At 69.5% G+C, this 22,967-nt stretch carries 18 protein-coding genes; 11 read left to right on the top strand and 7 right to left on the bottom strand.

What is annotated here, in order from left to right:
• Positions 1-66: 66 nt before the first annotated feature.
• Positions 67-666: a 16S rRNA (guanine(966)-N(2))-methyltransferase RsmD gene (rsmD, locus tag D6T64_RS21420; protein WP_119976705.1), complete on the bottom strand. Its 600-nt coding sequence runs from the start codon at positions 664-666 to the stop codon at positions 67-69.
• Positions 667-763: 97 nt separating this feature from the next.
• On the opposite strand from rsmD, the gene D6T64_RS21415 reads away from it, so the two are divergent.
• The 10 genes from D6T64_RS21415 to D6T64_RS21370 all read left to right on the top strand — a co-directional run bounded on the left by D6T64_RS21415 (position 764) and on the right by D6T64_RS21370 (position 12,787).
• Complete coding sequence (locus tag D6T64_RS21415; RefSeq protein WP_119976704.1) at positions 764-3,094, top strand: ATP-dependent DNA helicase RecG; 2,331 nt, start codon at positions 764-766, stop codon at positions 3,092-3,094.
• 71 nt (positions 3,095-3,165) lie between these two features.
• Complete coding sequence (gene coaD / locus D6T64_RS21410) at positions 3,166-3,654, top strand: pantetheine-phosphate adenylyltransferase (RefSeq protein WP_119976703.1); 489 nt, start codon at positions 3,166-3,168, stop codon at positions 3,652-3,654.
• Complete coding sequence (locus D6T64_RS21405) at positions 3,651-4,679, top strand: AAA family ATPase (protein WP_119976702.1); 1,029 nt, start codon at positions 3,651-3,653, stop codon at positions 4,677-4,679. The genes coaD and D6T64_RS21405 overlap by 4 nt, the downstream gene beginning before the upstream one ends.
• A gap of 22 nt (positions 4,680-4,701) precedes the next feature.
• Positions 4,702-6,021 carry a DUF58 domain-containing protein gene (locus tag D6T64_RS21400; protein ID WP_119976701.1) on the top strand — a complete coding sequence of 440 codons (1,320 nt, stop codon included), beginning with the start codon at positions 4,702-4,704 and terminating at the stop codon, positions 6,019-6,021.
• Positions 6,014-8,434: a transglutaminase TgpA family protein gene (locus tag D6T64_RS21395; protein WP_158594933.1), complete on the top strand. Its 2,421-nt coding sequence runs from the start codon at positions 6,014-6,016 to the stop codon at positions 8,432-8,434. The genes D6T64_RS21400 and D6T64_RS21395 overlap by 8 nt, the downstream gene beginning before the upstream one ends.
• 10 nt (positions 8,435-8,444) lie before the next feature.
• A complete protein-coding gene (locus tag D6T64_RS21390; RefSeq protein WP_233551491.1) occupies positions 8,445-9,062 on the top strand; it encodes a YceD family protein in 618 nt (205 codons plus the stop codon).
• Positions 9,063-9,064: 2 nt separating this feature from the next.
• Positions 9,065-9,268 carry a 50S ribosomal protein L32 gene (gene rpmF, locus D6T64_RS21385; RefSeq protein ID WP_119976699.1) on the top strand — a complete coding sequence of 68 codons (204 nt, stop codon included), beginning with the start codon at positions 9,065-9,067 and terminating at the stop codon, positions 9,266-9,268.
• Positions 9,269-9,301: 33 nt separating this feature from the next.
• Positions 9,302-10,003 (top strand): ribonuclease III, encoded by a 702-nt coding sequence (rnc, locus tag D6T64_RS21380; RefSeq protein WP_119976698.1) that lies wholly within the window; start codon positions 9,302-9,304, stop codon positions 10,001-10,003.
• Positions 10,004-10,023: 20 nt separating this feature from the next.
• Positions 10,024-10,959, top strand: a complete 936-nt coding sequence (mutM, locus tag D6T64_RS21375) for a bifunctional DNA-formamidopyrimidine glycosylase/DNA-(apurinic or apyrimidinic site) lyase (RefSeq protein ID WP_119976697.1) — start codon at positions 10,024-10,026, stop codon at positions 10,957-10,959.
• Positions 10,960-11,113: 154 nt separating this feature from the next.
• Positions 11,114-12,787: an HNH endonuclease signature motif containing protein gene (locus D6T64_RS21370; RefSeq protein WP_119976696.1), complete on the top strand. Its 1,674-nt coding sequence runs from the start codon at positions 11,114-11,116 to the stop codon at positions 12,785-12,787.
• 78 nt (positions 12,788-12,865) lie between these two features.
• Here D6T64_RS21370 and D6T64_RS21365 read toward each other — a convergent pair whose 3' ends face one another.
• Complete coding sequence (locus D6T64_RS21365; RefSeq protein ID WP_119976695.1) at positions 12,866-14,062, bottom strand: GNAT family N-acetyltransferase; 1,197 nt, start codon at positions 14,060-14,062, stop codon at positions 12,866-12,868.
• Positions 14,063-14,299: 237 nt separating this feature from the next.
• On the opposite strand from D6T64_RS21365, the gene smc reads away from it, so the two are divergent.
• Positions 14,300-17,917, top strand: coding sequence for a chromosome segregation protein SMC (smc, locus tag D6T64_RS21360; RefSeq protein ID WP_119976694.1), 3,618 nt, complete (start codon positions 14,300-14,302; stop codon positions 17,915-17,917).
• 102 nt (positions 17,918-18,019) lie between these two features.
• On the opposite strand, the gene fdxA is transcribed toward smc, so the two are convergent.
• The 5 genes from fdxA to D6T64_RS21335 form a co-directional block, all read right to left on the bottom strand.
• Complete coding sequence (fdxA, locus tag D6T64_RS21355; RefSeq protein WP_119976693.1) at positions 18,020-18,337, bottom strand: ferredoxin; 318 nt, start codon at positions 18,335-18,337, stop codon at positions 18,020-18,022.
• Complete coding sequence (locus D6T64_RS21350) at positions 18,334-19,743, bottom strand: FAD-dependent oxidoreductase (protein WP_119976692.1); 1,410 nt, start codon at positions 19,741-19,743, stop codon at positions 18,334-18,336. Before D6T64_RS21350 ends, fdxA begins: the two co-directional genes overlap by 4 nt.
• A gap of 73 nt (positions 19,744-19,816) precedes the next feature.
• The gene (locus D6T64_RS21345; protein WP_119976691.1) at positions 19,817-20,746 is read right to left on the bottom strand and encodes an ABC transporter permease; all 930 of its coding nucleotides are present in this window, start codon (positions 20,744-20,746) and stop codon (positions 19,817-19,819) included.
• Complete coding sequence (locus tag D6T64_RS21340; RefSeq protein WP_377010464.1) at positions 20,736-21,455, bottom strand: ABC transporter ATP-binding protein; 720 nt, start codon at positions 21,453-21,455, stop codon at positions 20,736-20,738. Before D6T64_RS21340 ends, D6T64_RS21345 begins: the two co-directional genes overlap by 11 nt.
• Before the next feature lie 77 nt (positions 21,456-21,532).
• Positions 21,533-22,963, bottom strand: a complete 1,431-nt coding sequence (locus D6T64_RS21335; RefSeq protein WP_119976690.1) for a sulfate adenylyltransferase subunit 1 — start codon at positions 22,961-22,963, stop codon at positions 21,533-21,535.
• Positions 22,964-22,967 lie beyond the last annotated feature (4 nt).

Here is a 22,967-nt window from a genome sequence, read left to right as displayed (position 1 = left end):
CCCCGCGAGTGAGCACTTTATGCACTTCCCGAGCCCGGGAAGTGCATAAAGTGCTCACTCGCGAAACTAAGGGGCGGCGGGGGGAAGGGCGGGGGAGGCGTACCAGACGGTCGTGTCGCCGTAGTCTTTGCGGCGGTCGAGTTCGAACGCGGAGCCCCACGCGGGTTCCGGCGAGCGCGAACTGCGCTCGACGATGAGCAGCGCGTCCTCGGCGACGAGCGGCGCGAGGGCGGCGAGGTTCGCGCCGAGTTCCGCGTCGCCCAGGTCGTAGGGCGGGTCGATGAAGACGATGTCGAAGCCGTCCTTGGTCGCCGCGAGAAAAGACTGCACGGCCTGGGTGCTCACGGTGATTTTGAGCGCGTGGTCGTCGGCGCTCGCTTTTTTCGGGGCCATGCGCAGCACGGCATCCGCGTTCTTGCGGCACATCTGCGCCGCTCCGAAGCCGTTTTCGACGAGCGTCACGATGCGCGCGCCGCGGCTGGCCGCCTCGAGCCCGAGAGCGCCGGACCCCGCGTACAGGTCGAGCACCCGGGTGCCGCGCAGGGCGTCGCGCGCGTCGAGGGCGCTGAACATCGCCTCCCGCACGCGGTCGCTCGTGGGGCGCGTTCCCGATTTCGGAACGTTCAGGGTGAGGGAGCCGGCGAACCCGGAAACGATGCGTGTCATGGTCGTTCGAGCCTAGCTTCCAGGCGACGGATGCCCCGCCCGGCTCCCGCGCGTCCCGCCCACCACGAGTGTCGGTGGTCCCGCCTACGATTGGGGCATGACCGGTGTGCAGCCCTCCGACGTTCCGAGCGACGCGAAAACCCTCGACTCGTCGCTTGGCACCATCGTCGGCGGCGGTACGGCGAAAGAGCTCGCCAACGCCTTCGGCATGCAGACCATCGCCGACCTGCTCGGCCACTATCCGCGCCGCTACGCACTGCGGGGCGAGTCGACCGATCTCACCCGCCTGATCGTGGGCGACATCGTGACCGTCATCGCGCAGGTTGTCTCCGTGACCGAGAGTGAGATGAAGAACCGCCCCGGCACCCGGGTCACGGTCAGGATCACCGACGGCCGCGATACCCTCAGCCTGGTCTTCTTCGGCAAGGGCAAAAACGGCACCCGCGGAAGCCAGAACTGGCGCACCCGGGAGCTGAGCCCGGGGGTGCGCGGCATCTTCGCCGGCAAGGTCACCGAGTTCGGCGATCAGGTGCAACTGGCGCACCCCGCCTACAAGCTCTTCGACGGCGACCTCGAGGACCTCGACGAGGTCGTGAGCGATCCGAAGGTGAAGCGGATGCTGCAGGACATCGTTCCGATCTACCCGGCCACGGCGAAGATCACCAGCTGGGAGATCGCCGACGCGGTCGCCCTGACCCTGGGCGCGCTCGGCCCCATCCCCGACCCGGTGCCCGAGATGCTGCGCCGCGACGAGCACCTGATGTCGCAGGCCGAGGCCCTGGAACTCATCCACCGGCCACACACGGCGACGGACTGGCAGAGCGCGCGCGACACCCTGCGCTTCACCGAGGCGTGGGTGCTGCAGTGCGCCCTCGTGCAGCAGCACACCCAGGCCAAGGAGCGCCACACCACGGCGCGGGAGCCGGTGCCCGGCGGGTTCCTCGACCGTTTCGACGCCCAGCTGCCCTTCGTGCTCACGCTCGACCAGCAGATCGCGGCCGCCGAGATCGCCGTCGACCTGTCGTCGACGTCTCCGATGAGCCGCCTCGTGCAGGGTGAGGTCGGCTCCGGCAAGACCGTCGTCGCCCTGCGGGCCATGCTGGCCGTCGCCGACAGCGGCGGCCAGGCGGCGCTGCTCGCCCCCACCGAGGTGCTCGCCGGCCAGCACCTGCGCTCGATCACGGCCATGCTCGGCGAGAACCTCGCCGCCGACCTGATGCCGACCCTGCTCACCGGGCAGCTGCCCGCGGCCCAGAAACGCAAGACCCTGCTGCGCATCGTGAGCGGGCAGTCGCACATCGTGATCGGCACCCACGCGCTGATGAGCGACAACGTCGAGTTCTTCGACCTCGGCCTCGTCGTCATTGATGAACAGCACCGCTTCGGCGTCAACCAGCGTGAGGTGCTGCGCCAGAAGGGCGCGACCCCGCCGCACACCCTCGTGCTCACGGCCACGCCCATTCCCCGCACGATCGCGATGACCGTCTTCGGCGACCTCGACGTGAGCACGATCGCCACGCTCCCGGCCGGCCGGCAGCCCATCGAGAGCGTCGTCGTGCCGCTCGACGAACACCCGAGCTGGTTTTTTCGCATTTGGGACCGCGTCGCCGAAGAGGTCGCGCTGGGGCGACAGGCCTTCGTGGTCTGCCCGGCGATCGCACCGAAACTGGTTGAAGAGGGTGAACTCCTCGCCGAGTCCGAAAACGCGGCGACGGATGCTCCCGCTCGCGCCGTGGCATCCGCCCCCCGCGTCGCCACGAGACCCGGCCAGCGGGCGGGCCGGGGTGCCGCGGTGCCCGACGAGCACAAACATCCGATCAACGACGTTGAGACGCTCATCGGGGGCATGCGGCAGTACCGGCCGCTGGCCGGTCTGCGCATCGAACCCCTGCACGGCCGCATGACGAGCGAGGAGAAAGACCAGACCATGCGGGCCTTCGCCGCCGGTGACATCGACGTGCTCGTGGCGACGACGGTGATCGAGGTCGGCGTCGACGTGCCCAACGCGTCGGTCATGGTCGTGATGGATGCCGACCGGTTCGGAGTCTCCCAGCTGCACCAGCTGCGCGGCCGGGTCGGCCGCGGCGGCGTTCCGGGGCTCTGCCTCCTCGCCACCTACGCGAAGACCGGGTCGACCAGCCGAGAGCGCATCGACGCCGTCGCCGCCACCCTCGACGGCTTCCGGCTCGCCGAACTCGACCTTGAGCTGCGTCAGGAGGGCAACGTGCTCGGGGACTCGCAGTCCGGCGACCGCTCATCGCTGCGGCTGCTGCGGGTGGCGATCGACGGCGAGCTGATCGCTCGCGCTCGCCAGGCCGCCCTGTTCCTGATCGGCGGCGACCCGGCGCTCCGCACCGAGCCGGTGCTGCGGCAGGCCGTCGAACGGCGCCTGAACGACAACCAGCTCACCTGGCTGCACAAGGGATAGAAACGACCGTTCTGCCCTCAGTGTGCGCCTCGATAGGGGCACGGTAACCGGAGGGCAGTAGGGTGTTTCCTATGCGCAGGATCGCCGTCGTCCCCGGATCGTTTGACCCCGTCACGCTCGGACACCTGGACGTGATCGACCGGGCCGCCGGCCTGTTCGATGAACTCCACGTGCTGGTCGTGCACAACCCCGGCAAGACCGCCCTGCTGCCGATCAGCCAGCGGGTGTCGCTGCTGCAACAGGCGATCGTCGAGGCCGGCCTGCCGCGCAACATCATCGTCTCGTCGTGGAGCATGGGCCTGCTCGTGGACTACTGCATGGACGTCGGGGCGAGCGTATTGGTGAAGGGCATCCGCTCGCAGGTCGACGTGGCCTACGAAACGCCGATGGCCATCGTGAACCGCAACCTCGCGGCGGTGGAAACCATCTTTCTGCTGCCGAACCCCGCCAACGCCCACGTCTCGAGCTCGCTCGTGCGGCAGGTGGCGGCCCTCGGTGGCGATGTGTCGCCCTATGTTCCCGCGGTCGTGAACCGTTTCCTGGAACGGGCGAAGGCATGACCACGGCCAGCCTCGGCCTCGCCGCCGACGAACCTTCGATGGTTGAGGCCGTGTCGCTGGCCGCCGTCGCCGAGGCGGGCCGCAGCATCATCCAGAACGTCGAGACCGTCATCGACGGCAAGCACGACGCCGTGCTGACCGCGCTGACGGTGCTGCTGGCCGGCGGCCACCTGCTCATCGAAGACGTGCCCGGGGTCGGCAAGACCATGCTCGCCAAGGCCCTGGCACGGTCGGTGGACTGCACCGTCGGTCGCATCCAGTTCACCCCCGACCTGCTGCCCTCCGACGTGACCGGTGTGTCGGTGTTCAACCAGGCCCAGAACCGGTTCGAGTTCAAACCCGGGCCGGTGTTCGCGAACATCGTCATCGGTGACGAGATCAACCGGGCGAGCCCGAAGACCCAGTCCGCGCTGCTCGAGTGTATGGAGGAGCGCCAGATCACCGTGGACGGCGCGACGTACCCGCTCGACCTGCCGTTCACGGTCGTCGCCACGCAGAACCCGATCGAGATGGAGGGCACCTACGCCCTGCCGGAGGCCCAGCGCGACCGCTTCATGGCGCGCATCTCGATGGGCTACCCCGATGCCGGATCCGAACTGGCGATGCTGGATTCCCGCGACGACACGAGTCCGCTGTCCCGCATCGATCCCGTCGTCTCCGGGGCTGAGCTGCGGGGCATGATGGCCGCCGCCCGCGGGGTGTTCGCCTCCGGGGCCGTGAAGGAATACGCCGTCAACCTCGTGCGGGCGACCCGCGACGACCGTGAGCTGCGGCTCGGTGCCAGCCCCCGTGCCACCCTGCAGCTGATCCGGGCCGCGAAAGCGCAGGCGGCCCTGCAAGGCCGCGAATACGTGTTGCCCGACGACATCGACGGCCTCGCGGTGGCCGTGCTCGGCCACCGCCTGGTGCCCACCAGTCGGGCCCTCGGCCACCACCACCAGGACAGCACCCCGCTCATCGAGGAGATCGTGCGGCGCATCGTCGCGGCGACGCCCGTTCCGGTCGGGGCGCAAGGCCGTCCCTGATGAGCGCCGCGAGCCTGAAGCGATGAGCGCGCGCCGCCGCCGCACCCGCCCGGCCTGGCTGCCGTGGCTGACCCTGCGCGGCGGCGTGTTTTTGCTCGCCGGGTCGACGCTCGCGGTGGTCGGCCTTGTGCTCGGCCGCCGGGACCTGCTCTTCGTGGCCGTGCTGCTGCTGCTGTTGCCGTTGCTCGCCCTCGTCTTCGTGTCGGTGCGCCCGGTGCGGGTGCACGTTGGGCGGGCGGTGTTTCCGGCGGTCGTCGCCGCCGGGGACAGCGCCCTGATCTCGCTGAGAATCCGAAACCTGTCGCCGCGTCCCGTATTCGGAGCCCGCTGGCGAGACACGGTGTCGGGCAGCATCCGTCCCCCCGAACGACGGGACCTGCCGACCCTGGACCGGGGCGGGTCCGGACCCGACGGCGGCCCCGACTCCGCGCGCGTGGACTACCCGGTGCTGCCGCCGAGCCGCGGGCTCTACACGAGCGGACCGCTGCAGCTCGGCCGCAGCGATCCCTTCGGCCTGGCCTTCCACGAACGCCCGGTCGGCGAACCCCAGGATTTCATCGTCACCCCCCGGGTCACGGTGCTGCCCGGCTCCGGCCTCGCCGTGGTGAGCGGCGATGGCGCCAGCCGGGAAGCGCTGCGCAACATCAGCCCCAACGCCGACGAGCTCATCGCCCGCGAATACCGCCCCGGCGACCCGCTGCGGCGGGTGAACTGGCGTGCCACCGCCCGCCACGGCGAACTCATGGTGCGTCAGGAGGAGCAGCGCAGCAACCCCGAGGCGCGGCTCGTGCTCGACACGACACCGCCGGGCAGCAACCCCCGCACAACCTGCGCGTTCGAGCTCGCGATCGAGGTGGCGGCATCCGTCGGCGTACACCTGATCGGGGCGGGTTTTCGCATGCAGCTCGTCGAGCTCGGGCCGAGCCAGGTCGCTCCGGGCGCCGAGCGCGAGCACGGCGGCCTGCGCGGCGACGCCCCCGTCTTCTTCGACGTGGGCGGTGAACGCCCGCTGCTCGAGGCCCTGTCCACCGTGCAACCGATCGCCGCGGCCCCGGCGACACCCGACGAGGCGCCCCTGCGGCAGCTGGGCACGGGCCAGAGCCCCACGGTCGCGATCCTGGTCGAAACGGATGCCCGCGGCCTGGCCGACCTGCGCGCCCTGCGCGAGCGGTCCCATCCGGCCATCGCCTTCGTGCTCGCCACCGTGAGTCCGGGGAGCGTGGTCACCCTGCGTGATGCGGGGTGGCGTTGCATCCTCGTCAACACGGCCGCCGACATCCCCGAAGCCTGGGACTCGGCGCTGCGGCCCGGCCCGGACCGGGAGGGGGAACTCGATGAGTAGCAGCTTCGCCCGCGTTGCCCGACGCCGCACCGCGCCCCGCAGTGCTGAATGGCCGCTCATGCTCGTGCTGCTCGTTCTGCTGCTGACCGGGTTCAGCGGGCTGGCTCCGGTGCTGCGCGGATCGGCATGGTGGTGGGTGATCGCCATGATGGCGGTCGTGACCCTCGCCGCGCTCGCCGCACTGCGCCGCATCGGCGTGCCCCGGCCGCTGGTACCGGTGGCCGGCCTCGGCGTGCTCGTGGTCGTGCTCACCCTGTTCTTCGGCCAGGGAACCGGGCTGCTCTGGTTGATCCCCACACCCGGCACCGTCGCGGTGGTGACCACCCTCACCGAACAGGGCGTCAGCTCGATCAACGAACAGACCACGCCCGCCGTGCTGACGGAGGGCATTGCGTTCCTGCTCGCGGCGGGGGCCGGCATCCTGGCCTGGCTCGTGCACCTCATCGCGGTCACCCTGCGCGTGCCCGCGATCGCGGGGCTCGCGGTGCTCATCCCCGTGCTCATTCCGGGCCTGGTGCTGTCGCAGGGCGTCGGCCTCGTGCCGCTCGTGCTCGTCGGGGCGGCGTACCTGTGGCTGTTACGCATCGACGTGCGGCTACGGCAGCGCCGCAGCCAGGTCGAGACCCGCCCGGCGCGTGACCGTGCCGGGGCTCCCGGCCGCGCCGCGCCTCGCGTCTGGGCGTCCGGACCCTGGGGCGGCCCGGGCTCCGGTGGCGGTTCGCTGCTGCTCGGTGGGGTCACCCTCGTCGGCGCGCTGACGCTCAGCTTGCTCGTGCCCGCGGTCGCGACGGGCAACGGCGTGGGCAGCGGCCCAGGGTCACTGTTCGGAGGTGGGGTGAACCCGATGATCGACCTCGGCCAGGACCTGCGGCGCCCCGACGCCGGGCCGGCACTGCACTACGTGACGACGGCCGAGAACCGCCCCTACCTGACCCTGCTCACCCTGGACCGGTTCGAGGGGACCACCTGGACGTCCGTCGAAGACGCCGTCGACGAATCCAACACGGTCGATGCCATCGACCGGCCGGCCGGGCTCGGCGACGACGTGGCCACGGTGGATTTCAGTTCGTCCATCGTCATCGACGGGGTACGGTCGACCCTGTTGCCGCTTCCGATGCCGGCTACCCGGGTGAACGGCCTCACCGGTGACTGGTACTGGAACAGTGAAACGCTCACGGTCACCGGCGTGGATGCGACCACGCAGGGTCAGACCTACACCGTCTCCGGATTCGAGGTCGCGCCCACGGCCGAGCAGCTGAGGGTGTCGAGCAGGGACTATCCCGCGGATGCTGCCGCGAACCTCGAACTGCCCGAGGACCGCCCCGCGATCATCGACGACACCGCACGTGCGGTGACGGCCGGGAGCGCGTCTGCGTACGACTCCGCGGTGGCGCTCCAGGACTTCCTCAACGGCCCGGACTTTCGTTACGACACCGACGCGCCCGTCGAGGACGACTACGACGGCGGCGGCCTCGGGGTCGTGGGCACGTTCCTCGAGGCGAAAAGCGGTTACTGCGTGCACTTCTCCAGTGCCATGGCCGTGATGGCGCGGGCGCTCGGCATTCCCGCTCGCATTTCGATCGGGTACCTGCCCGGCACCCGCACCTTCGACCAGGGCATCGAAACTTTCGAGGTCGACTCCCATGACCTGCACGCGTGGCCGGAACTGTACTTCGTGGGCGTCGGCTGGGTGCCCTTCGAACCGACCCCGGGCCGCGGCAGCGTGCCCGACTACGCGCAGGCGAGCGCCAATCCGGCACCGTCGAGCACTCCCGGGGCAGCGGATGCCACGGCGCCGGCGACCCCCGGTGCGGCCGTCCCCACCGACGCGGGTGCGGTGCCCGGGCAGACGCCCGCCGGCGACGCGATCATCCCGGCGATCGTCTTCTGGCCTGGAACCGTGCTGCTGCTGGCCCTGATCGTGGTGCTCGTGCCGGGGCTGCTGCGGGGATGGCGGCGTCGTGGTCGGTTGCGTCGCATCCGCGCGGGCCAGGGTGCCGACGCCGGTGCGGCCGACGCATGGACGGAACTCACCGACACGGCGCTCGACCTCGGCGTGCCGGTCAGTCGTACAGACACGCCGCGGGAGGTGGCGCGGCGCATCGCGGACCGGATCGGGGCATCCGCTGACCCGCACCCGGCGGCCCAGGCCGCCCTTGAGCGTGTGCTCGGTCGCTTCGAACGGCTCCGGTTCGCCCGTCCCGCACCAGGTGGGAACGCTGCCGGGGCCGGCAGCGCCGTGCTCGCTGAGGCTGTGCTGGCTGAGGACGTGCTGCTCGTCGTGGGCGCCCTGCTCGAGGCGTCGCCGCGAGTCGCACGGCTGAGGGCCGCGCTCTCGCCCGTGTCGCTCGCTCGAAGCGGCCCACGCGCCCTGTTCGGGGCCGCGCGCGGGCGAGGCCCGTCACACGCGTAGAATAGGGCTGGTGACCAAGTTCAAGAAAACGCCATACACGATTGATGTCCGTGATCTCATCAACCGTCCCGGCACAATGCACGAACGGGAACTCGACATTGTCGTGCCCGAAGACCTCGGTGCCGGCCTCGTGTCGGTCAAGGCGGGCTCCACGCTCGAAACCGACCTGCGCCTGGAAGCCATGCACGAGGGCATCCTGGCGACGTTCAGCATCACCGGAACGGCCGAAGGCATCTGCGGTCGCTGCTTGAAAGACATCGCTTTGCCGGTCCGAGTTCATTTCTCGGAACTTTTCGGCTACTCTCAAGACGAAGCTTTTGAGTTTGAGATTTCCGACGACCATGTCGACGCGGAATCCTTGATTCGGGACGCGGTAGTCTTGTCACTACCGTTCCAGCCGGTTTGCCGGCGGGATTGCCCGGGTCTTGACAGTGAGACCGGGCAGCCCCTGGAAGATTCACCGGAACTCGAACCGATTGAAGCGACCGATCCCCGGTGGTCAGCGCTTGCGGGATTCCAAGCCTCCACCACCATCAACACGGATGAAAACATCCATGCTGACAAGCACGGCGTTGACTCAGACGGCGTTGGTTCAGACAGCGTTGATTCATACAGAGAAGAGAAGTAGTCATGGCAGTACCGAAGCGCAAGATGTCGCGTTCCAACACCCACTCCCGTCGCGCGCAGTGGAAGGCCACCCCTCCCACCCTCGTGAAGACCATGGAAAACGGCAAGGTTGTCTACAGCCTTCCCCACCGCGCCAAGGTCGTCACCGACTCCGCCGGCACCGCCCTCTTCATGGAATACAAGGGCCGTAAAGTCGCCGACATCTAAATCGTCGACAATTTCGACTGTCGACACCGAACGATGACGAACTCTGATCCCGAGCGGTCGCCTCTTCTGGCGACCCTCGGTGTGCAGATTGAGCCGAACCTTCTGGAACTGGCACTGACTCATCGTTCGTACGCGTACGAAAATGGCGGCATCCCCACCAACGAACGCCTCGAGTTTCTGGGCGATTCGATCCTGGGACAGGCCGTCGCGGTCATGCTGTATCGCAGCAATCCGCTGGTCGATGAGGGCGTGCTGTCCAAGCGCCGGGCAAGTCTCGTCTCGAGTTCCGCCCTCGCCGACATCGCTCGGGGCATCGGCCTCGGCGACTACCTGCGGCTCGGCCGCGGAGAGTTGCTGACCGGCGGCCGGGACAACTCGTCGATCCTCGCCGACACCGTTGAGGCACTCATCGGCGCGGTCTACCTCGACTCCGGCGCAGACGCCGCCACGGCCCTCGTGCTGCGCCTCATCGCGCCGCTGCTGGCCGACCCGAAGCGCTTCGGCGGCTCGATGGACTTCAAGACCTCGCTGCAGGAGCTCTCCGCCCGCCGCGGAACCGGAGCGCCCGCCTACACGGTCACTGAAACCGGACCCGATCACGCCAAGGTCTTCGTTGCCGCCGTGGCCGTGGGGCCCGACCTCGTGGCGCATGGCGAAGGCACGAGCAAGAAATTCGCCGAAATGGCCGCCGCTCGCTCCGCGGTCGAGCAGCTCACCGCGCGCAGCTCCCGCTGATCCGCCTGACCTGACCGTGCATGCCTGAGCTGCCCGAGGTCGAGGTGGTGCGTGCGGGGCTGGATCCGGCGCTCACCGGGGCATCCGTCACCGCCGTCGAGGTTTTCGAACCGCGTTCCCTGCGCCGCCACGACGCCTCGGCCGGTTCCTTCGTCGAGCTTCTCGACGGGCAGCGGATGCTCGCGGTCGTGCGCCGCGGAAAGTTTCTCTGGGTGCCGCTCAGCTCCGGGCAGGCCCTCGTGGCGCACCTCGGTATGAGCGGCCAGGTGCTGCTGCGCGCGCCGGGCGCCGTCGACGACCGCATGTTGCGCATCCGCCTGAAGGTCGAGCACCCCGTGCTCGGCGAGCTCTGGGTGCACTTCGTCGACCAGCGCATCTTCGGCAGCATGGCCGTCGACGCCATGACGCCGACAGCGGATGGCCGCTCCGGCGGCTTCTCGGGCCTGGCCACGGTCGCCGGCGGTGAGCGCGGCGAAACCGGCTGGCAGCGTCGCCTGCCGTCCCAGGTCGCCCACATTGCCCGGGACCCGCTCGATCCGGCCTTCTCGGCGCCAGCGTTCTATCGTGCCCTGGCCCGCAAGAAGACCGGCATTAAACGGGTCTTGCTCGACCAGACCGTGATCAGCGGCATCGGCAATATCTACGCCGACGAAGCGCTGTTCGCCGCGAAGGTGCACTACGAGCAGCCCGCGTCTTCGCTGTCACTGCCGCGGGCGCGAGTGCTGCTCGCCGCGGTGCGCACCATCCTGCAGCGCGCCCTGGTTGAGGGCGGCACGAGCTTCGACGCCCAGTACGTGAACGTCAACGGGGAGTCGGGTTACTTCTCCCACAGCCTGAGCGTCTACGGGCAGCAGGGCACCCCGTGCGCGCGGTGCGGCACCCTGATCGTGCGCGAGCAGTTCATGAATCGCGGTTCCCACCTGTGCCCGCGGTGCCAGCGGCTGCGCCCGACCTAGGAGCCAGCTGCACCACCCTCCTCGGGACCATGGGTGTCGGTGCAAACTCATCCGGTCATCGAGCCTGTTAGGGGATAGCACATAGCTGCTACTTTTCTGCCACGATTCCTGAAAAAAGCTCGAGTTTTGGGGTTGGGTGTGGGAAAATGGTGTTATGACCATTTCACGGGAAATGCCAGATGAGGAGCCGGATAGTCCGGTTCCGCCGCCCGATCGCCCGCCCGACGCGTCGTGGGTATCTGAGAACACACTGACGACTGACTGGCAGCCTGAGGATCCGGCCCTGCTTGATCCGGCCCTGCTGGATCCGGCGCTGTTCGACCCGGCACCGCTTGATCCAGCGCTTTTGGATCCGGCGCTGTGTGTCCCGGGACTCTCTGCTGCGGTGTTGACCGATCCGCTGCCGGCCGAGCCCGCACCGGCCGATCCGGCCGCACAGTCCCGTCGGGTGTGGGTGTCGGGGATGGAGAAGTGCAATCTGCTGCTCGATGTGGTCGAGGAGTCGCATCGGCGGATGGCGGCGGCGGCGGCCGACCGCGCTCTTGCCCTCGATGCGGTGCAGACCCACATGCGGGGTCTGGTGCTGCCGGGCCGGCCCGTGACCGAGCCAGGCAACGAGCCGGCGCGGGATGCGTTGGGCCGGGAGATTCCGCGGTGGAGCGATGAGCGCCGGGGCGAAGAGACCCTGGTCTCGGAGGTTGGTGCTCTGCTGCGTCAGAGCCCTGACCAGGCCCGGGCGTTGCTGTACGAGAGTGAACGGCTCGCGCAGTCGTTGCCCGCGATGCTGTCCCGGCTGCAGCGCGGGGACATCAGCTATGAGCACGCGCAGGTCGCCGTCGACCAGTCCGGCATGCTGCCCGATGAGGTGCTCGGAGAGTTCGAGGAGCGTGTGCTGAAAGACGCCGAGTGGCTCTCGATCGAGCAGCTGCGACGCCGGGCGGCGCGGGTGCGGGAACGCCTGAACCCGGAATCCATCACCCGACGGCACACGAAAGCCGTCGCGGAACGGTGTGTGCGCCTCAAAGACACCGTCGACGGCATGAGCTTTCTCGATCTGCTGCTGCCCACCGACGATGCCCACGCCATCTTCAACCGCCTCACCACCATGGCCAAAGAGCTCCGCACCACTAATACTGATCAGCGCACCCGGGCCCAGTTGCGTGCCGATATCGCCACCGACCTCCTCATTCAGGGGGTCACCGCCACGGGCCTCGGCCATGGCGTGCGCGCGACGGTGCACGTGACGGTTCCCGTCTTCACGTTGATGGGTCACAGCGACGAACCCGGCCTCCTCGACGGCACCGTCCCGATCGATCCCGACACCGCCCGCCGTCTCGCCGGCACCGCGACCGGTTTCACCCGCCTGCTCACCCACCCCGAGACCGGGGTCGTGCTCTCCGTCGGCCGTGACCGCTACGCCGTTCCGGCCGGGCTGCGCAAGGCGGTCGAGATTCGCGATCAAACCTGCCGGTTCTTTGGCTGCACCCGTCCCGCCACCGACGACGACGTCGACCACACTCACGACTGGGCTTTCGGCGGTGAAACCAACCTCAACAACCTCGCCATGCTCTGCCGGTACTCGCACCGACTCAAGCACGAAACCGGGTGGGAAGTCAGCCAAGACAAACAGGGCATCCTGCACTGGACGAGCCCGGCCGGCCGGCATTACCCCACCTTCCCCGACGCCCGCCTGAACCCACCCATCCCGATCCCGATCCGACCGAAAACGAAAGCCCAACTCAGGGCCGAGGAGAAAGCACTCGAACCCCGCCACCTCACCTGGGACGAACTCATGGCCCTCCCGACACCGAACGACTGCCCCTTCTAGGAGGCCGCTGAAGCTGGTGGCGGTCTGAGCTGGTCGAGGTCGGAGCTAGCCCGCGGTCTGAGCGAGCCGCGGTACAAGCTAGTCGCGGTCTGAGTTCGATGCGGCCGGCTCGGGCGCCGCGTTGAGCGGTGCGGGTGGGGCCGGGAGCGACCGGCGCCAGGCTCCCTCGTAGCCGATCGGAACGAACCCCAGGGCCTCGTTGACCGCGAGCATGTGTCGGTTTTCCTCCGCGTTGAACGTGATGATCGAGGGATGTCCCGGGCTGACGCCCTGCAGGTAGTGCAGGTTCGCAACTTTGAGCAGCATGCCGAGGCGGTGGCCGCGGTACTCCCTCAGCACGAGGGTGTCTTCCTGGCTGACCGGGCGGGTGAGTTCGGCGGGCACGGACAGCTGGCTGTAGCCCACGAGGCGACCCGTGGGGATATGGCGCACGGCGGCGGTGAGCAGCACGCGCGGCGAACCGGCAAACGACTGTTCCTCGTCGACGATGCGCTCGGCGGTCCACACCTCTACCGGCTCCTTGAGACCGGCGGAGGGGGCATCCGAGCTCATGCGCGAGTACAGCATGGCGATGTTTTCCCGCCATTCGGGGGGAGTCGTGTTGCACCAGCAGTGCACGATGAAGTCGACGCCCGCAAATTCTGCGGCCTGTTCGGCGAAGCTCGCCAGCAGATCCGGGCCGATCGGCAGCGACAGGCGGCTGCCCCGCTCGACCTGCTCCAGCCGGTACCCGCGGCGCAGCAGAAACCGCACCTCGGCGTTCCCGAGGGGCACCGCACCGAATCCGGTCGGCGAGGCCAGGGTCGCACCGGGCGCGGGACGAGACGCGGCGTAGACGATCAGCGTGCGGCATCCGTCGGCGGCGGCGAGGGCCTCAATTCGGTCGGTGAGGGCGCGGCCGATGCCGTGCCGTCGCCATTCGGGCAGCACCTGAACCGAGAGCCAGGCCACGTCACGCGGTGCAGCGTTCGCCTCAGCGCTGGTTGTGATGGTCGTCTCGCCGGAGTCGGCGTCCCGAACGGGCAAACGCTCGAACGTGGCACGCGCCACGATGCGGCCCTCGACCCGGGCGGCCAACGCCCGTTTGGGCTCATAACGCTGGTTCTGCCAGACCGGCAGCAGCTCCTCGGGCGTGAAATCCAGCTCATCGCTGCCATACGCCTCGGCGTCGACCGTGTTGCGCACCGCCACCATGGCGACAAAGTCGTTCCAACCGGCGGCGCCGGGCGCCGTCGGAACGGTCAGTTCGTCTACGGTGAACGAGATCTCAGTCATCGCAAGCAGGATAGCCCCACATCCGGCGCTTGGCTGAGGGCGCTGGTGATCGCCGGCACTCTGATTTCTGGCCGCGGTTCGCCGATTTCGCCGCCACACGGCGCGGCAAGCGGATGTTCCGGGCTGTGTCGGTGGGGCAAGGTAGCGTTAAACACGCCCACGATCAGCACCTGTTCGGTGCCTGTTTCAGTGGCGATGCGCGGCCGACCGACCAAGCGACCGACGAAAGGGGTGTGCGTGTACCTGAAAAGCCTCACCCTGAAAGGGTTCAAGTCGTTCGCGCAGCCGACGACCTTCGCGTTCGAGCCCGGCGTCACGTGTGTCGTCGGGCCGAACGGCTCCGGAAAGTCCAACGTCGTCGATGCGCTCGCCTGGGTGATGGGGGAGCAGGGCGTGAAAACGCTGCGCGGCGGCAAGATGGACGACGTGATTTTCGCCGGCACCTCCACCCGGGGGCCGCTCGGCCGCGCCGCGGTCACACTGACCATCGACAACAGCGACGGTGCCCTGCCGATCGACTACTCCGAGGTCACCATCTCGCGCACCCTGTTTCGCACCGGGGCCAGCGAATACGCCATCAACGGCCGCACCTGCCGGTTGCTCGACGTGCAGGAGCTGCTGAGCGACTCCGGCCTCGGCCGCGAGATGCACGTCATCGTCGGCCAGGGGCAGCTCGACGCGGTGTTGCGCGCGAGTCCCGAGGAGCGCCGCGGATTCATCGAGGAGGCCGCCGGCATCCTGAAACACCGCCGCCGCAAAGAGAAGACGCTGCGCAAGCTCGACGCCATGCAGGCCAACCTCACCCGGCTGAGTGACCTCGCCGGGGAGATCCGCCGCCAGCTCACGCCCCTGGGCCGCCAGGCCGAGGTCGCCCGCGAAGCGCAGACGATCGCCGCCACGGTGCGGGATGCCAAGGCCCGGCTGCTCGCCGACGACGTGGCCTCGCTGCGGGCCCTGCTCGACGCGCACGGCCGCACGGAGCGCGAGCGCCACTCCGAACGCCTCGTGCTGCAGGAACAGCTCGCGCACCGGCAGGCTCGCGTGCTGCGCCTCGAAGACGAGCAGGTCGGCGACGCGGTCGACGAAGCACGCCGCACGAGCTTTGCGCTGGAGGCGGTGCAGGAGCGCCTGCGCGGCCTGCTGAGCCTCGCGACCGGGCGCCTGGCGCTGCTCGGCTCCGCCGCCGAACCCGCGCCCGTCACCGCGGGCGTGACGCCGGCCGCAGTGCACGACGCCGAAGCCGAGATCGAGCGGTTGCAGGCCGCGATCTCGACCGCCGAAACGCACCGGGCCGCGCGGCAGGCGCAGACGATCGCCGTGCGCGCCCGTGTGGATGCGGCCGACGAGCAGATCGCCGAGCAGGCCGCTCTGGTGTCGCGGTACGACCTGGAGAAGTCCGAACTGAGCGGGCAGCTGGCGACGAGTGCGTCGCGGCTGGCCGCCGTGCGCGGCGAGGTGCTCCGGCAGCAGAACGCCCTCGACGCGGCGGCCGCCCGTCGCGCCTCCGCACAAGAAGTCGTCGACGCGGTGAACGCGGCCGGAGCCCGCCTGGAGGCCGAGCAGGCGGCATCCGCTGACGAGCAGAGGCCGGTACCGAGCGCGGCGGCGCTCGACCGGCTGCGCTCGGAGGTACGCCGCACCGAGGGCGAGATCGAGCGGCTGCGCGAGGCGCTGCACGGCCACGAGCGTGAGCGCGACGCGCAGGCCGCCCGCGGCGGAGCCCTCGCGCTCGCCCTCGACCAGCGTGACGGTTCGTCGGCCCTCATCCAGGCCACACTGCCGGGCATCACCGCACTCGTCGCGGAGCACGTGCACGTGCAGCCCGGTTTCGAGAGCGCTATCGCGGCCGCGCTCGGAACGCTCGCCAACGCGGTGCTCGCTGACACCCGCATCCAGGCCGTGGCGGCGCTCGAGCAGGCCGCGGCGAGCGACCTCGGCCGGGTCGAGCTGATCGTCGCCGGGCCGGTGCCCGAGTCCCCGTCGGGCGTTCCGGCGACGGATGCCCCGGCCGGCCTCGTCTGGGCCCACACCGTGATCGAGGCTCCCGCCGGGGTGCTCGGCGTGCTCGAGTCGTGCGTCATCGCCGACGACCTGGCCGCGGCGCAGGCCGCATTCGCCGAATCGGTCGCCGTGCACGGTCTGACCGTCGTCACCCTCGCCGGCGAAGTGCTCACCGATCATGCCCTGCGCGGCGGATCGGGTGCGACTCCCAGCAAGGTCGAGCTCGTCGCGGAACGGGAGGCGGCCGCCGAGCGTCTGGTCGTCGCGACCCGGCTGGTGGAATTGGTGCGCGGGAAACTCGCCGAACAGCGGGCGGCCCTGCAAGCCCAGAAAGCGCAGGTCGAGCGATCCCGCACGGCCCTGCGTGCGCTCGAGGCGGCGCGCACCGCCCACACCGACAAGCGCAACCGCGCCCGGCTGCAGCTCGACGCGGCCGAGGCCGACTTTCAGCGCCTCGCGACCGGTCACGAACCGGCGCTGCTCGCCGTGGCCGAAGCCGAAGCCGCCGCAACGGCGGCTGATGCTGCGCTGCAGGCGGCGCTGGCGCTTCCGCGACCGGTGCTCGATGTGACCGCCCGCGACGAGCTCTCCCGCACACTCGAAGCCTGCCGGGAAGACGAGGTCGAGGCCCGGCTCGGTCTCGACACCGCACGGGAACGCGTCTCCGCGGCACGCGCCCAGGCCGAAGCCCTCGCAGCCCGGCTCGAAGACGAACGTGCCGCCGCCCTCGAAGCCGCCCGACGCGCCGTGCTTCGCCGTCGGCAGGTGGATGCCGCGTCCGGCGTCGCGCAGGCGCTCCCGCTCGTGCTCGCCTCTGTCGATGCGGCCGTGAGCACCGCCCGCCTGCGGGTCGCCACCGCCGAAGCGCAACGCAGCGCCCAGAACGAAGAATTGCGCGCCCTGCGCCGCGAAGAATCGGCGCTGCGCGACCGGGTGCAGGCCCTCACCGAGACGGTGCACGGCCTCGAACTGCAGATCTACGAGAAGAAGCTGCACCTGTCGGGCCTGCTCGAACGGGCGTTGAGCGAACTCGGCCTGACCGAAGAGGTGCTCGCCGCGGAGTACGGCCCCGACGTGCTCATTCCCGAGGTGCTGATTCCCGACGTGCTGATTCCTGCCGTGCTGCCCGCGGCATCCGCTGCCACAATCACGCAGGCAGGAATCGGGCAGGCCACGGGCACGCCCTACGTGCGTGAGGAACAGCAAGCCAGACTCGGCCTGGCCGAGCGCAAACTCGGCCGACTCGGCCGCGTCAACCCGCTCGCCCTCGAGGAGTTCGCCGCGCTCGAACAGCGCCACCGCTTTCTCACCGAGCAACTCACTGATCTCACCCAGACCCGCGCCGACCTGCTCACCATCATCGACGAGATTGACGAGAAGATGCAGGTCATCTTCCGTGCCGCGTTCGACGACACCCAGGCGGCGTTCGCCGAGGTCTTCCCGGTGCTGTTCCCGGGCGGGGTCGGCAGCATCTGGCTGACCGATCCGAGCGACCTGCTGGCCACCGGCATTGAGGTGTCGGTCAAGCCGGCCGGCAAGAAAATCGAACGGCTGTCGCTGCTCTCCGGCGGCGAACGCTCCCTCGCCGCGGTGGCGCTGCTGATCGCGATCTTCAAGGCCCGGCCGAGCCCGTTCTACATCATGGACGAGGTCGAAGCCGCCCTCGACGACGCCAACCTCGGTCGTCTGCTCACGATCTTCGAAGACCTCCGCGAGACAAGCCAACTCATCGTGATCACGCACCAAAAGCGCACGATGGAGATAGCGGATGCCCTCTACGGCGTCAGCATGCGGCAAGACGGGGTCAGTGCCGTCGTCGGCCAGCGGGTCGAGCGCGACTCCGTCGCCTCCTGACCCTCCCGGCCCCGGCGCCGGTGGTTGAGGAGCGTGTCTCGACAGGCTCGACAACCGACGAGCGTCTCGAAACCTGGTGGGCCGACCTGCAGAGCCAGGGGCCTAGGCCTGCGGCGGCAGCACCGAGATCACGGGGTGGTCCTTGGCGATCACGCCGACCTTGGCCGCGCCGCCCGGGGAGCCGATGTCGTCGAAGAACTCGACGTTGGCCTTGTAGTAGTCGGCCCACTGTTCGGGCAGGTCGTCTTCGTAGTAGATGGCTTCGACCGGGCAGACCGGTTCGCAGGCGCCGCAGTCGACGCACTCGTCGGGGTGGATGTAGAGCGAGCGTTCACCCTCGTAGATGCAGTCCACGGGGCACTCGTCGATGCAGGCCCGGTCCTTGACGTCCACACAGGGCAACGCGATGACGTACGTCACAGCGCCAGCAACGCTTCCGCGCGGGAGATCTCGACCTGTTCGTCGCGGGCGACGACCTTGATCCGTTCACGGGCCGTGGCCCCGGCCGCAGCCGCGGCGCCGAGCGCCCGTTCGTGGGCGTCGAGCGTGAGCCAGCCGGCCCAGTCCGTGTAGCGGATGCCGCGCTCATCCAGCAGGGTCAGAATCGCGTCCCCGTCGACATCCTCTGTCCCCGCCTGCAGCACCGGAATGTCCTCGACGAGGCGCGTGACCGTCTCGAGGGCATCACCCTTGGTGTGGCCGATCAGCCCGACCGGGCCGCGCTTGATCCAGCCGGTGGCATAGAGCCCGGCAACGGGCACGCCCGCGTCGTCGATGACCCGGCCACCGTCGTTCGGAATCACGCCACGGGCCTCGTCGAAGGGCACGTCGAGAAGCGCGCTGCCGCGGTAACCGACCGCGCGGTACACGGCCTGCACCGGGTAGTCGAGGATCTCGCCGGTGCCGCGCACGCCGCCATCACCGGTGTGCTCGGTGCGTTCGAAGCGGATGCCCTCCACCCTTTCATCGCCGTAGACCTCCACCGGAGCGTGCAGAAAGTGCAGGTGCAGGCGACGCGAGGCGCCGCTCGGAACCCGGGTGAGCCATCCGTTCAGCGTGCGGGACATGATCTTGACCTGGTTGTTCGAGGCGACGAGCTGTGCCACGTGCTCGTCGGGCACAAAGTCGTCGGCGTAGACGACGAGGTCGACGTCGGGAATGTCGGCCAGCTCGCGCAGCTCGATCGGCGTGAACTTCACCTGTGACGGGCCGCGACGGCCGAAGATGTGCACGTCGGTGACCGGCGATCCGGCGAGCCCGGCGTAGACGTTCTCCGGAATATCCGTCGAGAGCAGGTCGTCGGGGTGCTTGGCGAGCACGCGGGCCACGTCGAGGGCGACGTTTCCGTTGCCGATCACGGCGATGTCGGTCGCGTCGAGCGGCCAGGTGCGGGGCACGTCGGGGTGGCCGTCGTACCAGGACACGAAGTCGGCCGCGCCGAAGGATCCGGGCAGGTCGATGCCGGGAATCACCAGTGGCGCGTCGCTCAGCGCGCCGGTCGCGAAGATCACGGCGTGGTAGCGGGCCTGCAGATCGGCGAGGTTCACGTCGACGCCGTAGCGCACGTTGCCGAGGAACCGCAGAGCACCGCCGGCGAGCATTTCGTGCAGGGAGTTGACGATGCCCTTGATGCGGGGGTGGTCGGGGGCGACGCCGTAGCGGATGAGCCCGTACGGGGTCGGCAGGGCGTCGAAAACGTCGATCGCGACCTCGTGGCCGGCTTCACCGGCGAGACGGGTGAGGATGTTGCCGGCGTAGATACCGGCCGGCCCGGCACCGATGATGGCGACGCGCAGCGGCGAGGTGGATGGGAGTACGGCGGTCACAGGAGGCCTTTCACAAAACAACGAGCACGAAAAAAGTGGATGCGCGCGGGTGGCGCAGGTCAAACCGGAGCGGTCAGCGCAGTCCGGCGGCCATGAGCCCGCGGCGGCGCAGCAGGCGACGCTCGATCGGCGCGAAGATCACGAGCTCCACGAGGATACCGACGAAGAGGATCACGAGGATCGTGGCGAGCACTCCCGACAGGTCGGCGAGCTCGCGGCTCTGCTGCAACAGTGAACCGAGGCCGAATCCGATGGTACCGCCCATCGCGATGATTTCCGCGGCCATCAGCGAACGCCACGCGAACGCCCAGCCCTGTTTCAGGCCCGAAAAATAACCGGGCAGGGCGGCGGGCAGCACGACGAGGGTCGCCATCTGCAGTCGAGAGGCGCCGAGCACGGTGCCCACGCGGCGCAGCTGCGGTGGGATCTGGTCGACGCCGGAGACGAGGCCGTTGGCGATCGAGGGAACGGCGCCCATCAGCACTACGAAGTACACCGTGGCGTCGGTGAGGCCGAACCAGATGATCGCGGCGGGTACCCAGGCGACCGACGGCAGGACCTGCAGGCCGGAGAGCAGCGGCCCCAACGCCCGACGCACGGGGCGGCACTCGGCCAACAATAGGCCGATCGGCGTGCCGATGGCGACGGCGATGAGAAAACCGGCACCGCCGCGTTCGAGGCTCGTCAGCACGGCAATCTGCAGCCGGTCGCTGGACCAGGCGCTGACGAGGGCACCGAAGACGTCGAACGGGCCGGGAATCAGGTCGGGCCGGGGCCGGGCGATGACGATGTAGAGCTGCCAGGCGGCGACGAGGCCGATGAGCAGCAGGATCGGCGGCACGACGCCGTCGAGGGTGCGGCGCACGGCCCCGCGCGGAGTCTCGGGCACGGCCTGCAGGCTGTCGAGCCCGGCTTCGAGGCGGCGCAGCTCATCGTGGCCGGCAGCGCCGGAGCCAGCCGGTTCCGCGGGGCGCGTGCTGGTGGTGCTGGTTTCAGGCGGCATTGCGGCGGATCTCCTGTCGCAGCTGGTCGGTGATTTCGTCGCCCAGACGGGCGACCTCGTTGGATTCGATGCGGCGGGAGCCGGTGTCGGCGATCGTCCACTCGTTGACGACGCGGCCGGGCCGGGACGACATCAGCAGAATACGCTGGCCGAGCCGCGCGGCTTCGCGCACGTTGTGGGTGACGAAGACGATGGTGCGGCCGGTCTGCTTCCAGACCCGTTCGAGTTCCTCGTGCAGCAGGTCGCGGGTGATGGCATCGAGGGCGGCGAAGGGCTCGTCCATCAGCAGCACCTTACGGTCCTGCGCGAGCGATCGGGCGAGCGCAACGCGCTGGCGCATGCCACCGGAGAGCTCGTGCGGGCGCTTGTCGGCGGCGTCCGCGAGATTGACCAGGTCGAGCAGTTCGAGGGCGGCGGGGCGGCGCGCGGCGCGCGGCATGCCGCGCAGCTTGAGGGCGAGTTCCACGTTTCGGCCGGCGGTCAGCCACGGAAACAGGGCGGCGTCCTGGAACATGACGGCGGCCTTGCCGCTGGCCACGGTCACACTGCCCTCGGTGGGTTTTTCGAGGCCGGCGATGATGTTCAGCAGGGTCGACTTGCCGCATCCGCTCGCGCCGAGCAGGCAGACGAACTGGCCGGGCTCGATACGGAGGTTGATGTCGTCGAGCACGAGCGGGCCGGCGCCGTAACGCTTGCCGAGCGCGTCGATGCTGATCGCGGCCGGTTCGACGACGGATGCGGCGAGCCCTGTTGTCGAGACCGGTGCGGCCGTCGCGACCGGCGTACTCACGGCGACACCTCGGAGCCTGCGCCCGAGCCGTCGCCGGCGCCGGTCAGCGGCCCCGGCGCGGTGACGATACCGGCGGCGAGGGTCGAACCGTCCTGAGGGTGAATGACCAGGAACGCGCCGGAACGACGGTTGTCGGCGTAGCGTTCGATGGGCAGGTCACGCGACAAGCGGATGCTGGCCTGCCCGATATCGTTCACGGCGAGCGTCGTGGCCGGCTCCACGGCGAGGGTGGTCAGGTCGAGTCGGCCGGTCACCTCCGCGATCAGGGCCTGCACGACGGTGGTGCCGAACTTCACGAGCACCCGGGCGCCGGGGGCCAGCGGCCGAGGGTCGAGCCAGAACAGCTCGGCGTCGAGCGAGCGGGTGACACCGGGCAGGGTGCCGGCGGCGGCGATGACCGCGCCGCGGGCGATGTCGAGCTCGTCGGCCAGGCGCAGGGCGACCGACTGCGGCGCGAACGCCTCGGTCAGTTCGACGCCGGCGAAGTCGATGCCGGTGACCACGCTCGTGCCGCCGCCGGGCTGCACGGTGACGGCGTCGCCGACACGGATGCTGCCGCTCGCGACCTGGCCGGCATAGGCGCGGTAATCGCGGTAGTCATCGGCCAGCTCGGGGGCGACGACGACCGCACCCTGCGGGCGCAGCACGAGCTGCACGGGCAGGCGGAAGTCTTCGGTGGCGCGGCCGTTCTCGTCGAGGTCGTCGATCACGGTGAGCGTTTCGAGCAGTTCGAGCAGGCTGGGGCCGTCGTACCAGGGCGTGAGCGCGGAGCGGTCGACGACGTTGTCGCCGACGAGCGCCGAGACGGGGATGACGCTGACAGCCGCGGCGTCGATGCCGAGTTCCGTGGTGACCTGGCGAACGCTCGCCTCGACCTCACGGTAGGCGAGCTCGTCGTAGTCGAGCAGGTCGATCTTGTTCACGGCCACGATCACGTGCGGCACCCGCAACAGCGCGACGACGCTCAGGTGGCGGCGGGTCTGCTCGAGCACGCCCTTGCGGGCGTCGATCAGCATGATGACGGCATCCGCTGTCGTCGCGCCGGTGACCATGTTGCGGGTGTACTGCACGTGCCCGGGGCAGTCGGCGAGGATGAATGAGCGTGCCGCGGTCGCGAAGTAGCGGTACGCGACGTCGATGGTGATGCCCTGTTCGCGTTCGGCGCGCAGGCCGTCGGTCAGCAGGGCGAAGTCGATGCCGCCGGCGGCGCCGCCGAAGCCGCGCTCCTGCGAGGTGCGGGTGACGGCTTCGAGCTGGTCGGCGAGGATCGCCTTCGAGTCGTGCAGCAGCCGGCCCACGAGGGTGGACTTGCCGTCGTCGACCGAGCCGGCCGTCGCGAAGCGAAACAGGGTGCCCTGCGGTGCCTCAGAGATCAGGGGCGCCTCGGCGGTAATGAAGGGTGCGGGGGTGTCGGTTACCAAGGTCATGCGC

The organism is Cryobacterium melibiosiphilum (assembly GCF_003602235.1).
Lineage (GTDB): Bacteria > Actinomycetota > Actinomycetes > Actinomycetales > Microbacteriaceae > Cryobacterium > Cryobacterium melibiosiphilum.
This window is presented reverse-complemented; position numbering and strand designations above follow the sequence as displayed.

Excerpts from the sequence above, each read along its gene's own strand:
- rsmD (WP_119976705.1), bottom strand. The coding sequence starts at position 666 with ATGACACGCATCGTTTCCGGGTTCGCCGGCTCCCTCACCCTGAACGTT.
- D6T64_RS21365 (WP_119976695.1), bottom strand. The coding sequence starts at position 14,062 with ATGACTGAGATCTCGTTCACCGTAGACGAACTGACCGTTCCGACGGCG.
- rpmF (WP_119976699.1), top strand. The coding sequence starts at position 9,065 with ATGGCAGTACCGAAGCGCAAGATGTCGCGTTCCAACACCCACTCCCGT.
- D6T64_RS21400 (WP_119976701.1), top strand. The coding sequence starts at position 4,702 with ATGAGCGCGCGCCGCCGCCGCACCCGCCCGGCCTGGCTGCCGTGGCTG.
- mutM (WP_119976697.1), top strand. The coding sequence starts at position 10,024 with ATGCCTGAGCTGCCCGAGGTCGAGGTGGTGCGTGCGGGGCTGGATCCG.
- D6T64_RS21335 (WP_119976690.1), bottom strand. The coding sequence starts at position 22,963 with ATGACCTTGGTAACCGACACCCCCGCACCCTTCATTACCGCCGAGGCG.
- D6T64_RS21395 (WP_158594933.1), top strand. The coding sequence starts at position 6,014 with ATGAGTAGCAGCTTCGCCCGCGTTGCCCGACGCCGCACCGCGCCCCGC.
- D6T64_RS21370 (WP_119976696.1), top strand. The coding sequence starts at position 11,114 with ATGACCATTTCACGGGAAATGCCAGATGAGGAGCCGGATAGTCCGGTT.
- D6T64_RS21405 (WP_119976702.1), top strand. The coding sequence starts at position 3,651 with ATGACCACGGCCAGCCTCGGCCTCGCCGCCGACGAACCTTCGATGGTT.
- rnc (WP_119976698.1), top strand. The coding sequence starts at position 9,302 with ATGACGAACTCTGATCCCGAGCGGTCGCCTCTTCTGGCGACCCTCGGT.
- D6T64_RS21345 (WP_119976691.1), bottom strand. The coding sequence starts at position 20,746 with ATGCCGCCTGAAACCAGCACCACCAGCACGCGCCCCGCGGAACCGGCT.
- D6T64_RS21415 (WP_119976704.1), top strand. The coding sequence starts at position 764 with ATGACCGGTGTGCAGCCCTCCGACGTTCCGAGCGACGCGAAAACCCTC.
- coaD (WP_119976703.1), top strand. The coding sequence starts at position 3,166 with ATGCGCAGGATCGCCGTCGTCCCCGGATCGTTTGACCCCGTCACGCTC.